Origin of the sequence: Rhodococcus yunnanensis NBRC 103083 (assembly GCF_001895005.1) — a bacterium.
Taxonomy (GTDB): Bacteria; Actinomycetota; Actinomycetes; order Mycobacteriales; family Mycobacteriaceae; genus Rhodococcoides; species Rhodococcoides yunnanense.
Genome location: NZ_BCXH01000007.1, coordinates 162492 through 179771, shown reverse-complemented (window position 1 = coordinate 179771; position 17280 = coordinate 162492). Strand labels below are relative to the sequence as shown.

At 62.7% G+C, this 17280-nt stretch carries 15 protein-coding genes; 5 read left to right on the top strand and 10 right to left on the bottom strand.

The genetic code is table 11. The features are described 5' to 3' along the window. Nucleotides 1–100: 100 nt before the first annotated feature. The 3 genes from RY1_RS14005 to RY1_RS13995 all read left to right on the top strand — a co-directional run bounded on the left by RY1_RS14005 (nt 101) and on the right by RY1_RS13995 (nt 3841). Nucleotides 101–2335, top strand: a complete 2235-nt coding sequence (locus RY1_RS14005; protein ID WP_072804175.1) for an NADP-dependent isocitrate dehydrogenase — start codon at nt 101–103, stop codon at nt 2333–2335. 142 nt (nt 2336–2477) lie between these two features. Next, a complete protein-coding gene (locus tag RY1_RS14000; protein WP_072804174.1) occupies nt 2478–3068 on the top strand; it encodes a TetR/AcrR family transcriptional regulator in 591 nt (196 codons plus the stop codon). Between the two features lie 80 nt (nt 3069–3148). Continuing rightward, nucleotides 3149–3841: a type 1 glutamine amidotransferase domain-containing protein gene (locus tag RY1_RS13995; protein WP_072804173.1), complete on the top strand. Its 693-nt coding sequence runs from the start codon at nt 3149–3151 to the stop codon at nt 3839–3841. A gap of 12 nt (nt 3842–3853) precedes the next feature. On the opposite strand, the gene RY1_RS13990 is transcribed toward RY1_RS13995, so the two are convergent. From RY1_RS13990 to RY1_RS13955, 8 genes are all read right to left on the bottom strand, one after another. After that, nucleotides 3854–4681: an adenylate/guanylate cyclase domain-containing protein gene (locus RY1_RS13990; RefSeq protein ID WP_072804172.1), complete on the bottom strand. Its 828-nt coding sequence runs from the start codon at nt 4679–4681 to the stop codon at nt 3854–3856. 80 nt (nt 4682–4761) lie between these two features. Continuing rightward, nucleotides 4762–6144 (bottom strand): LLM class flavin-dependent oxidoreductase, encoded by a 1383-nt coding sequence (locus RY1_RS13985; RefSeq protein WP_084727427.1) that lies wholly within the window; start codon nt 6142–6144, stop codon nt 4762–4764. Next, nucleotides 6141–7799 carry a dipeptide ABC transporter ATP-binding protein gene (locus RY1_RS13980; RefSeq protein WP_245819665.1) on the bottom strand — a complete coding sequence of 553 codons (1659 nt, stop codon included), beginning with the start codon at nt 7797–7799 and terminating at the stop codon, nt 6141–6143. Before RY1_RS13980 ends, RY1_RS13985 begins: the two co-directional genes overlap by 4 nt. After that, nucleotides 7793–8665 (bottom strand): ABC transporter permease, encoded by an 873-nt coding sequence (locus tag RY1_RS13975; RefSeq protein ID WP_072804170.1) that lies wholly within the window; start codon nt 8663–8665, stop codon nt 7793–7795. The genes RY1_RS13980 and RY1_RS13975 overlap by 7 nt, the downstream gene beginning before the upstream one ends. Further along, nucleotides 8662–9624 (bottom strand): ABC transporter permease, encoded by a 963-nt coding sequence (locus tag RY1_RS13970; protein ID WP_072804280.1) that lies wholly within the window; start codon nt 9622–9624, stop codon nt 8662–8664. Before RY1_RS13970 ends, RY1_RS13975 begins: the two co-directional genes overlap by 4 nt. Nucleotides 9625–9636: 12 nt before the next feature. Further along, nucleotides 9637–11268 carry a TIGR04028 family ABC transporter substrate-binding protein gene (locus tag RY1_RS13965; RefSeq protein WP_084727425.1) on the bottom strand — a complete coding sequence of 544 codons (1632 nt, stop codon included), beginning with the start codon at nt 11266–11268 and terminating at the stop codon, nt 9637–9639. Between the two features lie 29 nt (nt 11269–11297). Further along, nucleotides 11298–12497, bottom strand: coding sequence for an acyl-CoA dehydrogenase family protein (locus RY1_RS13960; RefSeq protein ID WP_072804169.1), 1200 nt, complete (start codon nt 12495–12497; stop codon nt 11298–11300). Further along, a complete protein-coding gene (locus tag RY1_RS13955) occupies nt 12494–14125 on the bottom strand; it encodes a rhodanese-like domain-containing protein (protein ID WP_169914710.1) in 1632 nt (543 codons plus the stop codon). Before RY1_RS13955 ends, RY1_RS13960 begins: the two co-directional genes overlap by 4 nt. A 212-nt stretch (nt 14126–14337) precedes the next feature. Here RY1_RS13955 and RY1_RS13950 point away from each other — a divergent pair, with 212 nt between their 5' ends. Further along, entirely contained in the window at nt 14338–15015 is a 678-nt protein-coding gene (locus RY1_RS13950) for a helix-turn-helix domain-containing protein (protein ID WP_072804168.1), read from the top strand. A gap of 126 nt (nt 15016–15141) precedes the next feature. Here the strand turns inward: RY1_RS13950 and RY1_RS13945 are convergent, their stop codons facing one another. Then, nucleotides 15142–15771 carry a TetR/AcrR family transcriptional regulator gene (locus RY1_RS13945; RefSeq protein WP_072804167.1) on the bottom strand — a complete coding sequence of 210 codons (630 nt, stop codon included), beginning with the start codon at nt 15769–15771 and terminating at the stop codon, nt 15142–15144. 139 nt (nt 15772–15910) lie between these two features. On the opposite strand from RY1_RS13945, the gene RY1_RS13940 reads away from it, so the two are divergent. Further along, complete coding sequence (locus RY1_RS13940; protein ID WP_245819664.1) at nt 15911–16825, top strand: zinc-binding dehydrogenase; 915 nt, start codon at nt 15911–15913, stop codon at nt 16823–16825. 33 nt (nt 16826–16858) lie between these two features. Here RY1_RS13940 and RY1_RS13935 read toward each other — a convergent pair whose 3' ends face one another. Further along, nucleotides 16859–17239, bottom strand: a complete 381-nt coding sequence (locus RY1_RS13935; RefSeq protein ID WP_072804277.1) for a MerR family transcriptional regulator — start codon at nt 17237–17239, stop codon at nt 16859–16861. Between the last annotated feature and the right edge of the window lie 41 nt (nt 17240–17280).

The following is a 17280-nucleotide window of genomic DNA, read 5'->3' as shown; positions in this document are numbered from 1 at the left end:
GTGCGATAGGGCTACTGCTCCGCACAGGATCGCGTCGGAAGTTTAAAGTTGGGAGCGGACGTATCCAAAAGACGACGTTGAAACTGAGGCAAAGGCAAATATGACAGCGAAACAGCCGACCATCATCTATACCCTGACCGACGAGGCGCCGATGCTTGCGACGCACGCGTTTCTGCCGGTCATACGTGCCTTTGCCAGTGCGGCTGAGATCAACGTCGAGTCGAGTGACATCTCCGTCGCCAGTCGAATCCTCGCCGAGTTCCCCGATTACCTGACCGAAGATCAGCGCGTGACGGACAACTTGGCCGAGCTGGGGAAGCTGACGCAGCTCCCCGAGACCAACATCATCAAGTTGCCGAACATCAGCGCCTCGGTCCCGCAGCTGCTCGCAGCTGTGAAGGAACTGCAGGGCAAGGGCTACGCGATCCCCGACTTCCCGGGGAACCCGAAGACCGACGAGGAGCGCAAGATCCGCGATCGCTACACCAAGTGTCTCGGTAGCGCGGTCAACCCTGTTCTCCGCGAGGGTAACTCGGACCGTCGCGCGCCCAAGGCCGTCAAAGAGTTCGCCCGCAAGCATCCGCACAGCATGACCGAGTGGTCGCCCGCGTCACGCACCCACGTCGCGCACATGCGCGAGGGTGACTTCTACCACGGTGAGAAGTCGACGACGGTCCAGGGTGACCGCGAGATCAAGATGGAACTGCTACCCGAGGGCGGCGAGGCGATCGTCCTCAAGTCCAAGGTCGCGCTGACCGACGGCGACGTCATCGACTCGATGTTCATGAGCAAGAAGGCATTGCTCGATTTCTACGAGAAGGAGATGCAGGACGCCTACGAGACGGGCGTCATGTTCTCGCTTCACGTCAAGGCAACCATGATGCGGGTCTCGCACCCCATCGTGTTCGGACACGCGGTACGGGTCTACTACAAGGACGCGTTCGCCAAGCACAACGAGCTGTTCGAAGAGCTCGGTGTCAACGTCAACAACGGCCTGTCGGATCTGTACAGCAAGATCGAGACGCTTCCCGCGTCCAAGCGCGACGAGATCATCGAGGACCTGCACAAGTGCCACGAGACCCGTCCGGAGCTCGCGATGGTCGACTCTGCACGCGGCATCTCGAACTTTCACTCGCCCAGTGACGTCATCGTCGACGCATCCATGCCTGCGATGATCCGCGCAGGCGGCAAGATGTGGGGTGCAGACGGCCGTCCCAAGGACACCAAGGCAGTCAACCCCGAGTCCACCTTCTCCCGGATCTACCAGGAGATGGTCAATTTCTGCAAGACCAACGGCGCGTTCGATCCGACGACCATGGGCACCGTCCCCAACGTCGGCCTGATGGCACAGAAGGCCGAGGAATACGGCTCGCACGACAAGACCTTCGAGGTGCCGAAGGCAGGCATCGTCAACATCACCGATCTGGCCACCGGCGAGGTTCTACTGACCCAGACCGTCGAAGAGGGCGACATCTGGCGTCTGTGCATCGTCAAGGATGCGCCGATTCAGGACTGGGTCGCGCTGGCCGTTCGACGCGCTCGTGAGTCGGGAATGCCCGTCGTCTTCTGGCTCGACCCGTACCGCCCGCACGAGAACGAGCTGATCGGCAAGGTGCGCAAGTACCTGTTGGATCACGACACCGAGGGCCTCGACATTCAGATCATGTCGCAGGTTCGTGCGATCCGCTACACGATGGAACGTCTGGTTCGCGGGCTCGACACCATTTCCGCGACCGGCAACATTCTGCGCGACTACCTCACCGACCTGTTCCCGATTCTCGAATTGGGAACCAGCGCAAAGATGCTCTCGATCGTGCCTCTCATGGCAGGTGGCGGACTGTACGAGACGGGTGCCGGTGGTTCGGCGCCCAAGCACGTCAAGCAGCTGCTGGAGGAGAACCACCTGCGGTGGGATTCGCTCGGCGAGTTCCTCGCTCTTGCAGTCAGTTTGGAAGATCTCGGCCGTAAGACCGGGAGCACCAAGACGACGCTGCTGGCCCAGGCGCTCGACTCGGCGACCGGCAAGTTGCTCGAGAACAGCAAGGGCCCGTCGCGCACGACCGGCGAACTCGACAACCGCGGCAGCCAGTTCTACCTCGCGCTGTACTGGGCGCAGGAACTCGCTGCGCAGACCGAGGACACCGCCCTCGCCGAACACTTCGCGGCACTGGCGAAGACGTTGTCCGACAACGAGAGCGCCATCGTCAAGGAGTTCAACGACGCACAGGGTGAGCCCGTCGAAATCGGTGGATACTATCTTCCCGATCCCGTGGCCACCGCTGCTGTCATGCGTCCGTCCAAGACGTTCAACGACGCGTTGGCGTCGGCGGAGTAGGTTTTTTTCCGTAGGAACCATCGCTTGAATGGTGCTTTCATACGTTCAGATCGTATGAAAGCACCATTCAAGCGTGCGGGGGAGCGGCGCCGCCAGAGAACCCGACTAGACGACCGGTCTACTAGCGTGTACTGTTACCGGCATGCCAGAGATCGAAACGACCGATACGCGAGAGGCCATCATCGCCTGCTCTCAGGGCCTGATGGCTCGAAAAGGTTACACTGCAGTCGGTTTGAGCGAGATTCTGGCATCGGTCGGTGTTCCGAAAGGTTCGTTCTACTACCATTTCAAGTCGAAGGACGCGCTCGGCGAGGCGATGCTGAAGTCCTATTTCACGGACTATCTGGCGGACTTCGACGCGATCCTTGCGCGCACGGATCGCACGTGGGCGCAGCGGATCCTGGATTACTTCGCATCCTGGATCGAATCGCAGAGCAGTTTCGACTGCCAGGGCAAATGCCTTGCGGTCAAACTGGGCGCCGAGGTCGCGGACCTGTCCGAATCGATGCGCGTCGCGCTCAAGGACGGGATTGCCGCGATCATCGCGAGAATCGAGACTGCTATCCGAGCTGGAATCGACGAGAAGTCGGTGATTCCGGTGGGGGATACGCAATCGATCGCGGCGTCGTTGTACGACCTGTGGTTGGGTGCGAGCGTCACCGCCAAGGTGAGCCGAACCACCGACTCGATGGACAACGCCTTGGTTCTCACCCGCCGGATCCTGGGTATCTGACCCGCATCATGTTTCGCGACGGCACGTCCGTGTCCGTCGCTAGTCGACCGGTCTACTGGTCTGCGAGAGAAGGAAAAAAGATGAAGGTTCTGATGGTATTGACCTCCCATGACACATTGGGCAGCACCGGACGCAAGACCGGCTTCTGGCTGGAGGAGCTTGCGGCGCCGTACTTCAGATTCAAGGACTCGGGCGCGGACATCGTGCTGGCCTCACCTCTCGGCGGCCGGCCGCCGCTCGATCCCAAGAGCAACGAACCCGACTTCCAGACGGCGGATACGCATCGTTTCGAAGCAGACGAGGCCGCCAACGCGCAGCTCGCGAACACCGTCGTGCTGAGCTCGGTCGACGTCACCGAATTCGATGCAGTCTTCTACCCGGGCGGCCATGGGCCCCTGTGGGATCTGGCCGAGGATCGCACGTCGAAGGCGCTCATCGAACATGCTCTGCGGCAACAGATCCCGGTCGCTCTGGTGTGCCACGCGCCCGGCGTTTTGCGTCACGTCACCAATTCGGACGGTCGCCCGCTCGTGGAAGGCCGGAAGGTAACGGGATTCACCAACACCGAGGAAGAGGGCGTCGGCCTGACCGATGTGGTGCCGTTCCTGGTCGAGGACGAGCTCGTTCGACTGGGCGGTGACTACAGCAAGGGCGTCGATTGGGATTCCTACGTGGTCAAGGACGGAATCCTGATCACCGGCCAGAATCCGAATTCGTCGGCGGCCGCCGCGACCGAGCTGATCGAACTGGTCGAGGAACGGGCCAAGGCCTGACGCCGGCTGCGATCACGCGGAAGTGTGTGCAGCCGAGGGGTGAGCTGGTAGCTCGACCGGATACAGCTGGTGGCTACCGCTCATACCCTTGAGTGCGACTTCGCGGGGTGCGCCGAGCTCGAAATCGCCGGTGGGGACGATCGCATCCCGAATCGGTTCGCTGACAAGGATTTCCCCGCCTTCGGCGTGACCGGCGACCCGCGCGGCCATCGCGACGTTGAGCCCGAAGAGATCGTCGCCTCGTCGCACCGAACTTCCCACGTGAATGCCCATGCGCACCCGGATCCGGTTCCAGCGATCCGGGTTCTCGCGCAGAGCCTCCTGCACCCGAAGCCCACAGCGCACGGCCTGGGCGGGGTCGGAGAATGCGATCATGAAACCGTCGCCCTGATTCTTGACGACGTGGCCACCGTGGTCGTCGACCTGCTTGGTGACGAGTCGGTTGTGTCGTTCGAGAAGCTTCAACCACCCTCGATCGCCCAGTTCCTCGTTGCGCGCGGTCGATCCTTCGATGTCCGAGAAGACCACCACGACATCGCCGTCGGCGGTCATTCGTGCAAGGTCGGGGCGCTCGACCTTGGCCCAACCCGCCAGATCCTCGACCGAGTTGCGCACGGTCGCACCGAATCCCTTGTTGATCAGCGAATCTGCAGCGTTGAAGGCCGTCCTGATCGCGAGTGGGCCGATTCCCCGTCGGCGACGCGGGCGCTCGGAGTCACGCTTGGCACGTTCGAGCGCCTCGCGGGTTCCCGCCAACTTTCGGTTCGACACGACCAGCAGAACACCGAGCGCAACGATGACGGCAAGCTCGACTCCGGCTGCAATTATCCACAGGATCACCAGCCCATCTTGGACTATCGGCTACCGAGAGTTGCACACATCCGTCCGCTCCGGTTCGCGATCTCCAGTGGAAGGGGGAATCAGGGCTCTACGACGACGACGTCGCGCTGCAGCAGTCGGTCCTTGAGCGTGGTATCGGAGTACGACGACCGAAGCAGCCCACGCTTCTGCAGTACGGGGACGACGAGCTCGACGAAGTCGTCGAGTCCTTCGGGAAGCTGGTCGAACATCAGGACGAAGCCATCGGCGCCGCCGCCGTCGACCCAGGCCTGTAGGTCGTCTGCGACCTCTTCGGGGCTACCGATCAGGCTCCGGTGGCCGAGTCCGATCACGTGGCTCAGTTGCCGGAGCGTCCGACTCCGGTCTCGGAGCAGACCGATGGTGGCGTCGACGAACCCTTGTTGGGGCAGGTTGATCGTCAACGACGAAATCAAGTCTTGCGGGAAAGCAGCGTCGAGGTCGAAACCGGACAGGTCAAGCCCGAGGACTCGGCCGAGTCTGCGGAGGTGCTCGTCCTCGGCGCCCAGCAATTCGTCGAGCGCTGCACGCTTTGCCCAGGCCCGCTGCGATGTCTCGGCCGTGACCACGACGACCCCTGGCAGGATCTTGACCGAATCGGCCGATCTGCCGAATGCAGTCGCTTGTGCTCGGATGTCGTCTCTGTAGACCTTGGCGCCGTCCAGCAGCTGGTGTGCGGCGAAGACTCCGTCGGCATACTTGGCAGCCAGTGTGCGTCCGGCGTCGGAACCACCCGCTTGGAACACCGCGGGGCGTCGCTGGGGTGAGGATGGAATTTGGAGTGGGCCTGCGACAGTGAAGAATTCACCGGTGTGGTCGACCGGACGGATCTTGGTGGTGTCGGCGAAAATACCGGAACGACGGTCGGCAGGGAGGGCGTCCTCGTCCCAGCTCTCCCATAGTTTGTCGACGACCTGGACGAACTCGTCGGCTGCGCGGTAGCGATCGGATTTGTCCGGGAGCGCGTCGAGTCCGTAGTTTCGTGCTGCTCGGTCGTCCCAGCTGGTGACGACGTTCCATCCCGCACGTCCACGGCTCGCGTGGTCGAGCGAAGAAATGGCTCGCGCCACGAAGTAGGGCGCGGCCAGCGTCGTACTCATGGTTGCAACCAGCCCGATATGGTCGGTGGCCGCCGCGATGGCGGACATGACGACAGTAGGGTCGAGCGTCCAACTCGGCGTCTCCGCTATCGCTCCGTGGATCGACGAGTGGTCGGCCAGGAACACGGCGTCGAAGAGGCCCGATTCGGCAGTGCGTGCAATCTCGACGAAGTACTCGGGTCGAAGGAATTCGCGTGGATCGACCGCCGAGGTACGCCACCCTGCGTTGTGTGAGCCGTAGCTCTGCATGTTGACGATCAAGCTGATTTCGCCCGATGTGTCCGCAACTCCCTTCGGAATTTCGGTCGACGACCGAGAATCGGGTCCGGTGTGCGCGGCGGTCACGAGCTGACTCCTGTGGGTCGGAGGGTCCGGCTTCCTGGGACGGCACCCAGAAGTTCGAGTGTGTAGTCCTGTTGTGGATTCCCGAAGATGGCTTCTGCTCTTCCGTATTCGACTACGCGTCCGGACTTCATCACCAGCACGGTGTCGGCGACGCGTTTCACCACCGCCAGATCATGGGAGATGAAGAGGTAGGTCAAGGCAAGTTCGTCCTGAAGACCGACGAGGAGGTCGAGAATCTGAGCCTGGACGGTGACGTCGAGCGCCGAAACCGGCTCGTCGAGCACGAGGATGCTGGGGGACAGTGCGAGTGCACGGGCGATCGCGACGCGTTGTTGTTGTCCGCCGGACAACTCTCGTGGTGTGCGGGTATGCAGAGACGTCGGCAGTCCGACGAGTTCGAGCAGTTCGTTGCGGCGTGTTGTGCGGGAACGGCGATTTCCGATGTGGAACGCGTCGAGGGGTTCGGCGATGATGGATCCGATGGACCGCCTCGGGCTCAGTGAGGATCGCGGATTCTGGTACACGAACTGCACGTGGCGTCTGAAATCTCGTTCGTCGGCGGTGCTGAGTGATGTGCCGTCGGAAGCTCGGACGTCGATGTTTCCCGATGTGGCAGTGACGAATCGGGCCAGCGTCCTGGCCGTCGTGGTCTTGCCCGAACCGGATTCGCCTACCACGGCCAAGGTTTCGCCCGTCGCAATCTCGAAGGAGATATCGTCGACAGCCACCACGGGATGTTCCTCACCCGAGGCGTATTCGACTCGTAGTTCGGTTGCGCTCACCGACAGCAGGCGTTCCCGTGGCGTTCGCGCCGACCCGAGCCGAGCGTCGGCGAGGGTGGGAACGTCGGAGACGAGGCGCTGGGTGTACGGATGAGTCGGCGTCCGAAGTACTGTCGCGGACTCGCCTTCTTCCACAACCGCCCCCTTGTCCAGCACGAGGACGCGGTTCGAACGGTCTACGGCGACACCGATGTCGTGTGTGATCAGCACGACGGCCATGTTGTGTTGCTCACCGAGCCGGCTCAGCAGGTCGAGAATCGTGCGCTGGACGGTGACATCGAGAGCGGAGGTGGGTTCGTCGGCGATGAGCAGACGCGGCGACAGAGCCACTGCCATCGCGATGAGAATACGTTGTCGCATCCCGCCCGAGAGCTCGTGCGGGTAGCGCTTACGGATGACATCGGGATTGTCGAAACCGACCTCCTGCAGCACTGTGGTCACGGCGTCGTCGACATCCGCCACCGGGAACAGCCGCCGGTGAGTGGTGAACACTTCTGCGATCTGTGCACCGACTCGCACGATCGGATCGAGTGACGATCCAGGATCCTGTGGTATGAAAGCGATCTCGGAGCCACGCAACCGTCGAAGAGCACGTTCTTTCAGAGTCAGGATGTCGTCGTCGCCGAACATTATGCGACCACCTGTGATGCGTGCGGATTCTGTGGAGGATCCCACGATCGCGTTCGCGATGGTGCTCTTGCCCGAGCCGGACTCGCCCACGATCGCGAGTGTTTGTCCGCGGTGGACGTCGAAGCTGACGGAATCGACGACGGGTGTGTTGCGGCCCCTGGTCCGATAGGCGATCGAGAGGTTCTCGACCCGCAGTGTCGGAACTTCGGTGGTGGAACCGTTGGACAGTGTTGTTGTCACAATTGTCTCCGTGCGTAGGCGCTGAGTCGACCGGCTGCGAGAACCATCGCGACGATGACGAGGCCGGGAAGGACTGTCAACCACCATGCGAAGGCCATGTAGTCCCGGCCGTCGGAGACGAGCAGTCCCCATTCCGGGGTCGGCGGTGGGGTACCGAACCCGAGGAAGCCGAGTGTGGCGATGGCGAGGATCGCGGCACCGAATTGCAGTGCGGCCAAAGCGAGAACCGGCACGAGGCAGTTGGGAAGGACATGTTTGACGGCAACCGCGAGCGGACGCGTCCCCACTGCGCGGGCGGCCTCGACGTAGTCACGGCCTCGAATCGCCAGAACCTCTCCGCGCATCAACCGGGTAAACGTCGCGATCGAGGTGACACCGACGGCAATGGCTGCATTGGTAGTGCCGAAGCCGAATGCGACGACGATGGCCATCGACAACAGCAGCGCCGGCGTTGCCAGCAGGGTGTCGACGACGCGCATGACGATCGATTCGGTCCACGCTCCGGCATATCCCGCCCACAACCCCAGGAGCACTCCCACGATCAGGCCCACTGCAACGGCCAGTGCGGCGCCGGTCAAGGAGTGGACCGAACCGTACACGACGCGGCTGTATTGATCGCGACCCAGGAGGTCCGTGCCGAACCAATGTTCGCTGCTCGGCGGCAGGAGCCGTTGCGCGGGGTCGCTAGCTATCGGGTCCCGGTCGGTGAATACCCCCGGCGCCACCGCCCACAGCACACCGATGAGTAGGACAACGGCGGAGACTGCCGGGCCGATTGCTCCGCGCAGTCCGAGCGGACGCCGGGCGGCCCTGACACGAGTGCCATCGGGCGGCGGTGACGCATTGCCGACGGTTGCCGATGCGGTCATGCCGATACCTTTCGTGTGGACGCCGTGAGTCGGCGCTGTCGCAGGCGAGGGTCGAGTTTCGGGTATACGAGGTCGACGACCAGATTGACCACCACGAATACGAGCGCGGCGAACAGGACGATGCCTTGAACGACGGGTAGGTCCTGGGTAGTGACTGCGTTCTCGGTCAACTGGCCGAGCCCGTTTCGCGCGAATATGGTCTCGGTGACCACCGCTCCGGCAATGAGCTCACCCAGCGTGATGCCGGCAATGGTCACCGCGGGCAGTGCTGCGTTGCGCAGGAGGTGGCGGTAGAAGATGGCATAGCGCGAGAGTCCTTTTGCCGCCAGGACTGCTACGAAGGCCTCCCTGCTCATCGAACGCACATTCGAGTTCAGTACTTGCGCTATCGGTGCCGAGATCGGTACTGCCAGCGCGAGCGATGCGAATATCAGCGAGGACACCGGCTGTGCATCCACAGCGGAGAAAAGATTCAGCTTGAACGAGAAGAACTGAATGATCAGCAATCCCAGCCAGAACATCGGAACGGCGACGAAGAGGTTCGGGAGATTGTCCAGAGATTCGGCGAACCAGCGGCGGCGGGTGAGGTTTGCTGCGCCCACTATCGCGAGTGCCAGCACGATCGCCAGAAGCAGACCGAGTGCGGTCAACTGCAATGTCGACGGCAGAACCGAGAGAATGCGATCGGTCACCTGGTCGCCGCTGGTGATCGAGAATCCCAGATCGCCGTGGAACAGATTGACGAGCCGATCGAAATATTGTTCGGGAAGAGGCTTGTCGAGTCCGTAGTACGAGTAGAGCGCCTCCGCGTCTTCCGGGGAGATCGCGCTGTTCGGATCTGCCAGACGTAATGCGATGGGATCCGACGGCACGATGTTCAGGAGCAGGAACGAGCCCGTGTAGGTGAGAAACAGGACGACGACCGCGCGTCCGATTCGCGCTGCTGTATACCGTGCCATCGGTTCCATCCCTTACTTGTCGAGCCAGGTGTCGACGTAGGTCGGTCGTCCTTGAGCCTCGCGAGTCACACCCTTGACGTAGTCGGCGTTGCCGTACACGAGTACGTCGTCGTACAGCGGGATTGCCAACCCGTTGTCGATGATGAATTTCTGTGCGCCCGCGGCGCTTTCCTTGCGTGCAGCAGGATCGACATCGGTGTTCTGTTGGCGAACGAGTGAATCGAGTTCCGGGAAAGCGTGATTGACGACGTTCTGTTGGCTGCTGTCCCACGTGGTACGCAGTTGGTCCGAGTCGAGCCGTGTCGGCGTGGTCTGGTTGAACGCGTTCACAGAGGGATCGGTGATCACCTTGGCCCAGGTGGCCAGGTTGCCTTCGGTCAGTCGAAGGTCGACGCCGACCCGCTTGAATTGCTCTGCCAGTACCTCCATGGCCGATTTTGCGGTGATGTGGTGGGGAGAGATTGCTGCGGGAATCGTCAGTCGAACCCCGTCCTTGGTGCGGATGCCGTCGGGGCCGGGGACCCAACCGGCATCGTCGAGCAGCTGCTTTGCGCGGTCCGGATCGTAGGCAAGCTCGGCCGACAGGTCTTCGTAGCCCGGGTTGTTGGGGCCGAGAACCGAGGAGGCGATCGTGTAACTGCTGCTCAGAACTGACGACTTGATCTCGTCGGTGTCGGTGGCGGAGATGAGCGCCTGGCGGACTCGCACGTCCTCCAGGTTCGGTGTGTCGGGATTGATCGTCAGGATGTTCGGCTGCCCGACGTCGAGTGCCTGGATGGAGAACCCAGGATTCTGTGTGACGAGTGCTTCGTCGGTCGGGAGGATTCCGCGGGCCGAGTCTGCCTGTCCGGCGAGCAGTGATCCGAGCCGGACGCTTCCTTCTTTCACGATGGAGTATTCGATGGAGTCGAGATACGCCGGGCCTTCGTGGCCGAGACCCGCCGGGTTCCAGTCGTAGTCCTCGCGGCGCTCGAGTACTGTCTTCTTGCCCTTCTCCTCGGACTCGAACACGAAGGGGCCACTTCCTACGACCTGCGAGCCCTGGCAGCGATCTTCGTTCTTCAGAGTAAGTGATGCTTCGGAGATGATTCCTTGATTGAACGCCGAAGTCGCTTGGAGGAATCCGACGCTCGGTGCGGTGAAGTAGAACTTGACGGTGCTGTCGTCGACGACTTCGCTTCGGTCGTAGTTGGGGATCCAGGTGCTCTTGGTGATGCCCAGATCCGGCTGGCCTTTGCCGAGCTGGTCGTAATTGCCTGCTACCACACGGGCGGTCAAGGGCGAGCCGTCGCTGAACGTGACCCCGGGTCGGAGCTTGAACGTGTATTCGGTTGCTGCACTGTTGCTTTCCCACGATTCGGCGAGCCACGGGGAGATCTCGGCCGTCTCGGGGTCCTGGTATGTGAGGCGGTCGTAGAGTTGGTTGGAGATGACGCTGTCCTTGTAGGCATTGCTGCCTGCGGGGGAGAGGCATGTCGACTCGAGGTAATCGAGGACACGAAGTGTGCCTCCCGATTTCGGCGTACCGCCACCGCTGTCGGAGATGTCTGCAGGGCCGCTGCTGCATGCCGCGAGAAGAAGTAGCGTAGCTCCGCCGACGAGCATGCGGCTCGCCAGGTGTGCCGGTGTGTACCGACTGGTCATGAGTGGTGCTCTTTCTGAGATGAGGGTGGTCAAAAGAATCCGCCGGTGGGGAGATCGGTGCCGTTCAATGCATGATCGCCGATGATTCGGGCCTTGTATGCGGTCGGATTGTGTGAGGCGAGGGTTCGGGCGTTGCGCCAGTGTCGGTCCAGGTCTTTCGTGCGCGACGTGGCCGAGGCGCCACCGACGTCGAACAACGCGGTGGACACCCGTGTGGCGATGTCGTCGATGACCACCTTGGCCTTCGACGCATTCAACGATGCGGCAACAGCACGCTGCCTGCGCTCGACGTCGGATTCGGCAGCGTAGATGTCATCGATAGTGCGAGCGACGTCGACGACGATTGCCGATGCCGCGTACGCCTGGCTGACAAGTTCGCCGATCGTGTTCTGCAGCAGGGGATCCTGAAGCAGATTCTCGGTCGGTGCATGGTAGAACGTTCGTGTTCGGTTCTTGGCCAGTGTCACGGCATCGTCGGCGACGGCGGAGGTGATTCCAGCAAGAATCGCGGTCAGGTAGAGCTGGGGCAACGCGGCGTTGTTGAATTCTTCGCCGTGGCCCGATCCGGTGAAAACGACCTCGTCGGGATGCACGGTGACGTCATCGAACGTGACTGTGCCGCTGCCGCTCTGTCTTTGACCGAAGCCTTCCCAGTCATCGGTGACCGTGACGCCGTTACGCAGTACATCGACGAAGGCGAAGATGGTCTTGTCATCGTCGGTTCGACGTGCTCGTACGAGTATCCAGTCCGCGAACGTGCTGCCCGTCGAGTAGTACTTGGTTCCGGTGATTCGGTGCGGCACCACCGAGGTATCGAGGTCGGTAGTGACGCGGCCACCGCCGACCGGTGCGCCGGAGCCGTCATCCTTGTCGGTCATGCCGGTGCTGAAGAGTGCACCCCCAGCAGCGAGTTCGAGCCATCGCCTGACATTGGCCCCCGCTGTGTCCGCTGCAACGAGCTTTTCGACGACGGCGAAGTGATTGCGATAGATATGTGCGACGCTCGGGTCGGCTGCTCCCAGGGCGATGACCTTGCGGAAGACTTCGGGCAGTGACAGGCCGGCGCCGCCGAAGCGCGCCGGTACACGCAGTGCGCCGAACCCAGCGTTCTTCAGCGCCGCGACTGCTGTGTCCGGTCGGACGAGGTCCCGGTCGTGGTGTACCGCGTCGGAGGCGATCGCAGCAAGTATCTTGTCGAGACCGTCTGTTCGCGGGTGTCGCTGTGTCACTGGGAGACGACCTCGTCGAACGCCTGGAACCGCACGAGCCCGTCGCGGTCGAGTTGGTCGACGATCTGGTCGCCCCATGCGACGTACGCGGCGAGGTCGGTTGCACGCTCTTCCGGGGTGCGAGGACGTGGTAGTTCTTCACCGACCTGCAGCGGTTGCTGATCGGTGTCGTCGCGAGTCTCGAAGCCGGCGGCTTGCCATGCTGCCGTGCCCCCGGCCAGCACAACGGAGTCGCGGGCGATCTCCGCCGCTGCGATTGCGGCGATTCGGCCGTCCCCGGATGTCAGGACGATTCGCTTCGACGCATGGACGTTCGCGATCGTGGCGGACAGGGTCGACCGTCGTGCGACACGCGATTCGGGAATGTAGCGACGATTCTGGAAAGCCGGACGATGCGGCTCCAGGTCGATGATCACCACATCACCCGCGTCGGCAGCGTTCTTGGCTTCCGCCGGTTCGATCGTGGCGACATCACCGAGAGCATCCGAATCGGACCTCTCGGCGACGAGTGTGGTCGACTCCGGTACCCCGTACACGAACACATTCGCCAGGCCCTGCTGGAGAAGCCACGATGCAGTCACGGTGGCGCGAACGGCATCAGGGCCGTCGACGAGAACTATGCGTCCCTTTCGGCTTCCGACGAACTCGTCGGTTGCCTGTACCAGCTGCCCACCTGCTCCCCAGAGGCTGCCTTCGAGGTGTCCGGCCGCGTACTCCTCGGCAGTGCGAACGTCGTACAGATAGAGGGTGTGCTCGTCAGCGGTGGCTCGAAACTTCGCGAGCGTGTCGGTGTCGATATGTGTGATGCCGAATCGCGCAGTGAGGCGTTCGCGGGATTCCGCTGCCTGTGCTCGGCCCGAATCGGTCGGTTCGGGCGCTCGTGCAGTTGCACCCCGCGCGGGCTCGTATCCCGCCAGTTCCCAAGCCCACGTGCCGTTCTCCAGCGACACGACCGGGTTGGGGAATCCGCCGTTGATGAGGGCTTGTGCGCCGATGATCGCGCGGGTTCGACCCGCGCAGTTGACCACTACTGTCGTGTTGGGGCTCGACACCGAATCGAATGCGCGATACAGCAACTCGGCTCCTGGTGCCCCGATGCCCGACGGGATCGAGATGTGGCGGTACTCCGGCTCCGGTCGGGTATCGAGCACCACGATGTCCTCGCCGGAATCGATACGACTCTTGAGCTGGTCGACAGTGATACGCGGGGTTTCGTAGCGGCGCTCGACGAACTCGCCGAGCGCTTTGCTCAGTGCATTCGGACCGGTCAGGAGCTCGTATCCCGCATCGGCCCACGCCGCGGTGCCGCCGTCGAGCACAGACACGGCCGTGTAGCCCAGTCGCTGCGCAGCGCGCGCAGCGAAGATCGCATCGTGACCGTCGTCGGACGAGGTGAAGACAACGGTCGCCGAGAGTCGCGGGAGAACACGGGGGAGCAACACCTCGGTCTCGCTTGCGCGAATCGGCGACGCAACAGAGATGTGTCCGTCCTCGAAGACAGTGCCCTCGCTGGCATCCACCACCGCTACTTCGCTCGGTCCCTCGAGAAGGCCTCGAAGGGCGGCCACAGAGGTAGTGGCGACTGTGGGGTAGTCGGTTGAATGCACCTGGTGAATGACCGATGACATGGAAGTACCTTTCGAACTCGAACCGAGATGGCGATGAGCGCCTACGTGTTGATACCGATGGTGGGTGGCCGAACGACGGAGGCGTAACGCACCCACCCTTGAAACTTGACAGTAGTTCGACATGTGAGTGCGGGCCATAGTTCAAATCATCGTGCGCGGAACTTGCAGTCGCGGTTTGACATCGCACCGGCCGCGCGAGTACTCCAAAGGTTATGAGCGAGAACGTGACAAGTCCGACGCGGTCCATCGATCGTGCGATGGCGGTGTGGCATGCGGTGAGCGACTCGCCCGATGGAATCGGGGTCAAGCAGTTGGCAGAGGCGGTCGAATTGAACGAGACCACAACGTATCGCATTGCACAGGCGTTGGTTCGTGGGGGACTGCTCGGTCGTGACACGGACACGTTGCGATACCGGACAGTGACGGAAAGCATTGGAAGCAAGAGTGATACGCCACCTTTGCCGATCGATGTGCTTGCGCCGCATCTGTATGCAGCCGCGTCGGTTCTGGGAATCACTGTGAGTTGCGTTGTACCGCGGAATCAGACGATCGAAGCGGTCATTGTCGCGCGACCCATCGAGAGGTTCTGCGAGGATCAACTACCCGAAATGCGTGTACATCGCGAATCATCGCCTGCGGCAGCACTGTTCGGGCCGGGTGGGTCCACGCGAAAGCCTGGATACGAAGTCACGGCTGGAACGTTGGGACGTCGGATTCGCGGGATTGCCGTCCCGGTCTTCTCGGAGTGCAACGTCGTCGCGGCGGTGTGCGTGCAGGGCTACGAGTGGTGCATCCCGCCGCAGCGACAACGCGAGATCATCGTAGCGCTGAAGGAGTTGGCCGACACGCTGCGAACCGTCCTGGATGCACACAGCGGGGTCTGTCGATAGTGCCTTCGGTGTGAGGATGTGGGTGCGGAGAAGTCACCCTGGAGACGATACGAAATCGGGAAACTGTGAAGCCAGCGCCTACTTCACACAGTGAACCCGCGCGGTGTGACGTGTGTAACCACGGCTCTACGACGAGCCCGCCGACCGAGTGAGTTGCGGAGACGGTGGAAGCTCCCGGTTGGCAGGGGAAGCCCGAAACGCGTCGATCATCAGGGCCGCCAGTCGACGGGCAGCCTTGATCCGGTCGTGCGCCGGTGTGGACGCGAGTCCGCGGTTCGCGGTCAGGAAGAGAATCAAGTCGTCGACGACGAAGTCCGCTCGCAGTTCACCCTGCGCTCGTGCCCGCCGCGCGAGGTCGGTGAACGCACGGAGGGTCTCGGTTCGGTGCGCCACGAGATCGACCGTTTCCGGATACTCGGCGATGAAGGCTTCGGTGAAACCCTGGTTCTGTGCGTTCAGTTCGCTGAGCTGTTCGATCACCGAGCAGAAGCCGCGCCATGCGTCGGGATCGTGGAACCCGTCGCGGACGATGCTGCGGCACGTGTGGAACTCGTCCAGGAATGCCTCGAGAACGAGGTCTTTCTTCGTCGGAAAGCGGCGGTACAGCGTCGCTGGTCCGACATCGGCGCGGCGCGCCACTTCGCGCATGGAGACGCCGAGACCGTCCGAGGCGAACACTTCCCGCGCCACCTCCAGGATGCGGTCGCGATTCTGCTTGGCGTCGGTGCGCAGGATCTGAGTCAAACCTTCGGGCATGCATCTCACTTTACGTAAACGGACGGTGGCGTCCACTACCGTCGTCCGCAGTGGCCTGACCAGACGGTCGGGCCCGAGACGTCTTCGGAGGTATGCGGTGAAATCGGTGTCGATTCAGACGTTCGGCAGTCCCGAGGGAATGCGTGTGACGGATATTCCAGTGCCGAGTCCGCAGCCCGGCGAGGTCCTCGTCCGCACCGAGGCCATCGGAGTGGGCGGAGTCGACGCCGTCGTCCGCCGCGGCACGTTGGGCAGCTACGGGTTCACCGAGGGGTTCGTGCCCGGCAGCGAGGTGGCGGGTGTGGTGACACAGGTCGGCGACGGCGTCGAGCAGGCGTGGGTGGGTCGTCGGGTGTGGGCATTCACCGGTGTCGGCGGCGGGTACGTCGAGCAGGCGATCGCGAAGGTAGGCGACGTCGTCGCACTTCCCGACGACCTGTCGAGCATCGATTCCGTCACTCTCGGAAGTGCAGCTCCCGTGGCGCACTTTGCACTCGAGCACGCCCGATTCTCCGCGGGGGAGTCCGTGCTGGTGCGCGGCGCGGCGGGCAGCATCGGCATCGCCGTCGTGGAACTCGCAGCGACCGCTGGAGCCGGATCGATCACTGTCACCACGTCATCGCCTGCGCGCGGTGCGAGGCTTCGGGGGTTCGGCGCAACTCATGTGCTCGACCGCGGTGGGAACGGAGACGGGCCGACGGAATTCGATGTGATCATCGACGTCATAGCCGGAGCGTCGCTGCCGTCGTTCGTCGAGCGCTTGACGCCGAACGGCAGGATCGTTCTGGTCGGCGTTGTCGGCGGACCGCCGCCCGCCGACTTCGGAATGGTTCTGATGGGTGCATTCAGAAAATCGTTGTCGCTGAGTACTTTCAGCCTCGACACCGTTCCGACAGCTGATCGCGATCGCACGCGTGCCGAGTACTTCGATGCCGCCGTTCGCGGCGAGATTCATCCAGTGGTCGAGGATGTCCTCCCGTTGAGCCGTGCCGCGGAAGCGCATCAGCGAATGGACGACGGACAGGTGTTCGGGCGAATTGTCCTGACTCCGTAGCGGTTCGGCGTGGCCTTCACGCCTAGGGGATTGTTACCTGGCGGAGTCGGCTCGGCAGGACCGGCCGGTAGTCATGTTGTGGGTCGCGCCGTCGATGACGGAGTCGAGCCGATTTCGGGTGCCGATGAGGTCGGCGATGTGCCGGTCGATGCGGTTGCGCTCGTCGGCGAGGCGACCGAGCAGCTCCGGAGTTGCGTTGCCGTGCACCACGCACGGGACGAGGTCGACGATGGTCTTGCTGGACAATCCGGCAGCGTAGAGCTCTTGGATCAGATCGACCTGGTCGACGGCAGCGTCCGGGTAGCTCCGGTGGCCGGACGGCGCGCGGTCGGATGCCAGCAGGCCCTGTTCCTCGTAGTACCGCAGCGATCTGACGCTCGCGCCTGTCCGAGCGGAAAGCTCTCCGATGCGCACGCACTCCTCCTCGGTGATCCCGGTCACTCGGGCTTGAATCT

Coding starts and splice junctions, on each gene's coding strand:
- RY1_RS14005 (WP_072804175.1), top strand. CDS start 101: ATGACAGCGAAACAGCCGACCATCATCTATACCCTGACCGACGAGGCG.
- RY1_RS14000 (WP_072804174.1), top strand. CDS start 2,478: ATGCCAGAGATCGAAACGACCGATACGCGAGAGGCCATCATCGCCTGC.
- RY1_RS13995 (WP_072804173.1), top strand. CDS start 3,149: ATGAAGGTTCTGATGGTATTGACCTCCCATGACACATTGGGCAGCACC.
- RY1_RS13975 (WP_072804170.1), bottom strand. CDS start 8,665: ATGACCGCATCGGCAACCGTCGGCAATGCGTCACCGCCGCCCGATGGC.
- RY1_RS13970 (WP_072804280.1), bottom strand. CDS start 9,624: ATGGCACGGTATACAGCAGCGCGAATCGGACGCGCGGTCGTCGTCCTG.
- RY1_RS13965 (WP_084727425.1), bottom strand. CDS start 11,268: ATGACCAGTCGGTACACACCGGCACACCTGGCGAGCCGCATGCTCGTC.
- RY1_RS13955 (WP_169914710.1), bottom strand. CDS start 14,125: ATGTCATCGGTCATTCACCAGGTGCATTCAACCGACTACCCCACAGTC.
- RY1_RS13950 (WP_072804168.1), top strand. CDS start 14,338: ATGAGCGAGAACGTGACAAGTCCGACGCGGTCCATCGATCGTGCGATG.
- RY1_RS13945 (WP_072804167.1), bottom strand. CDS start 15,771: ATGCCCGAAGGTTTGACTCAGATCCTGCGCACCGACGCCAAGCAGAAT.
- RY1_RS13940 (WP_245819664.1), top strand. CDS start 15,911: ATGCGTGTGACGGATATTCCAGTGCCGAGTCCGCAGCCCGGCGAGGTC.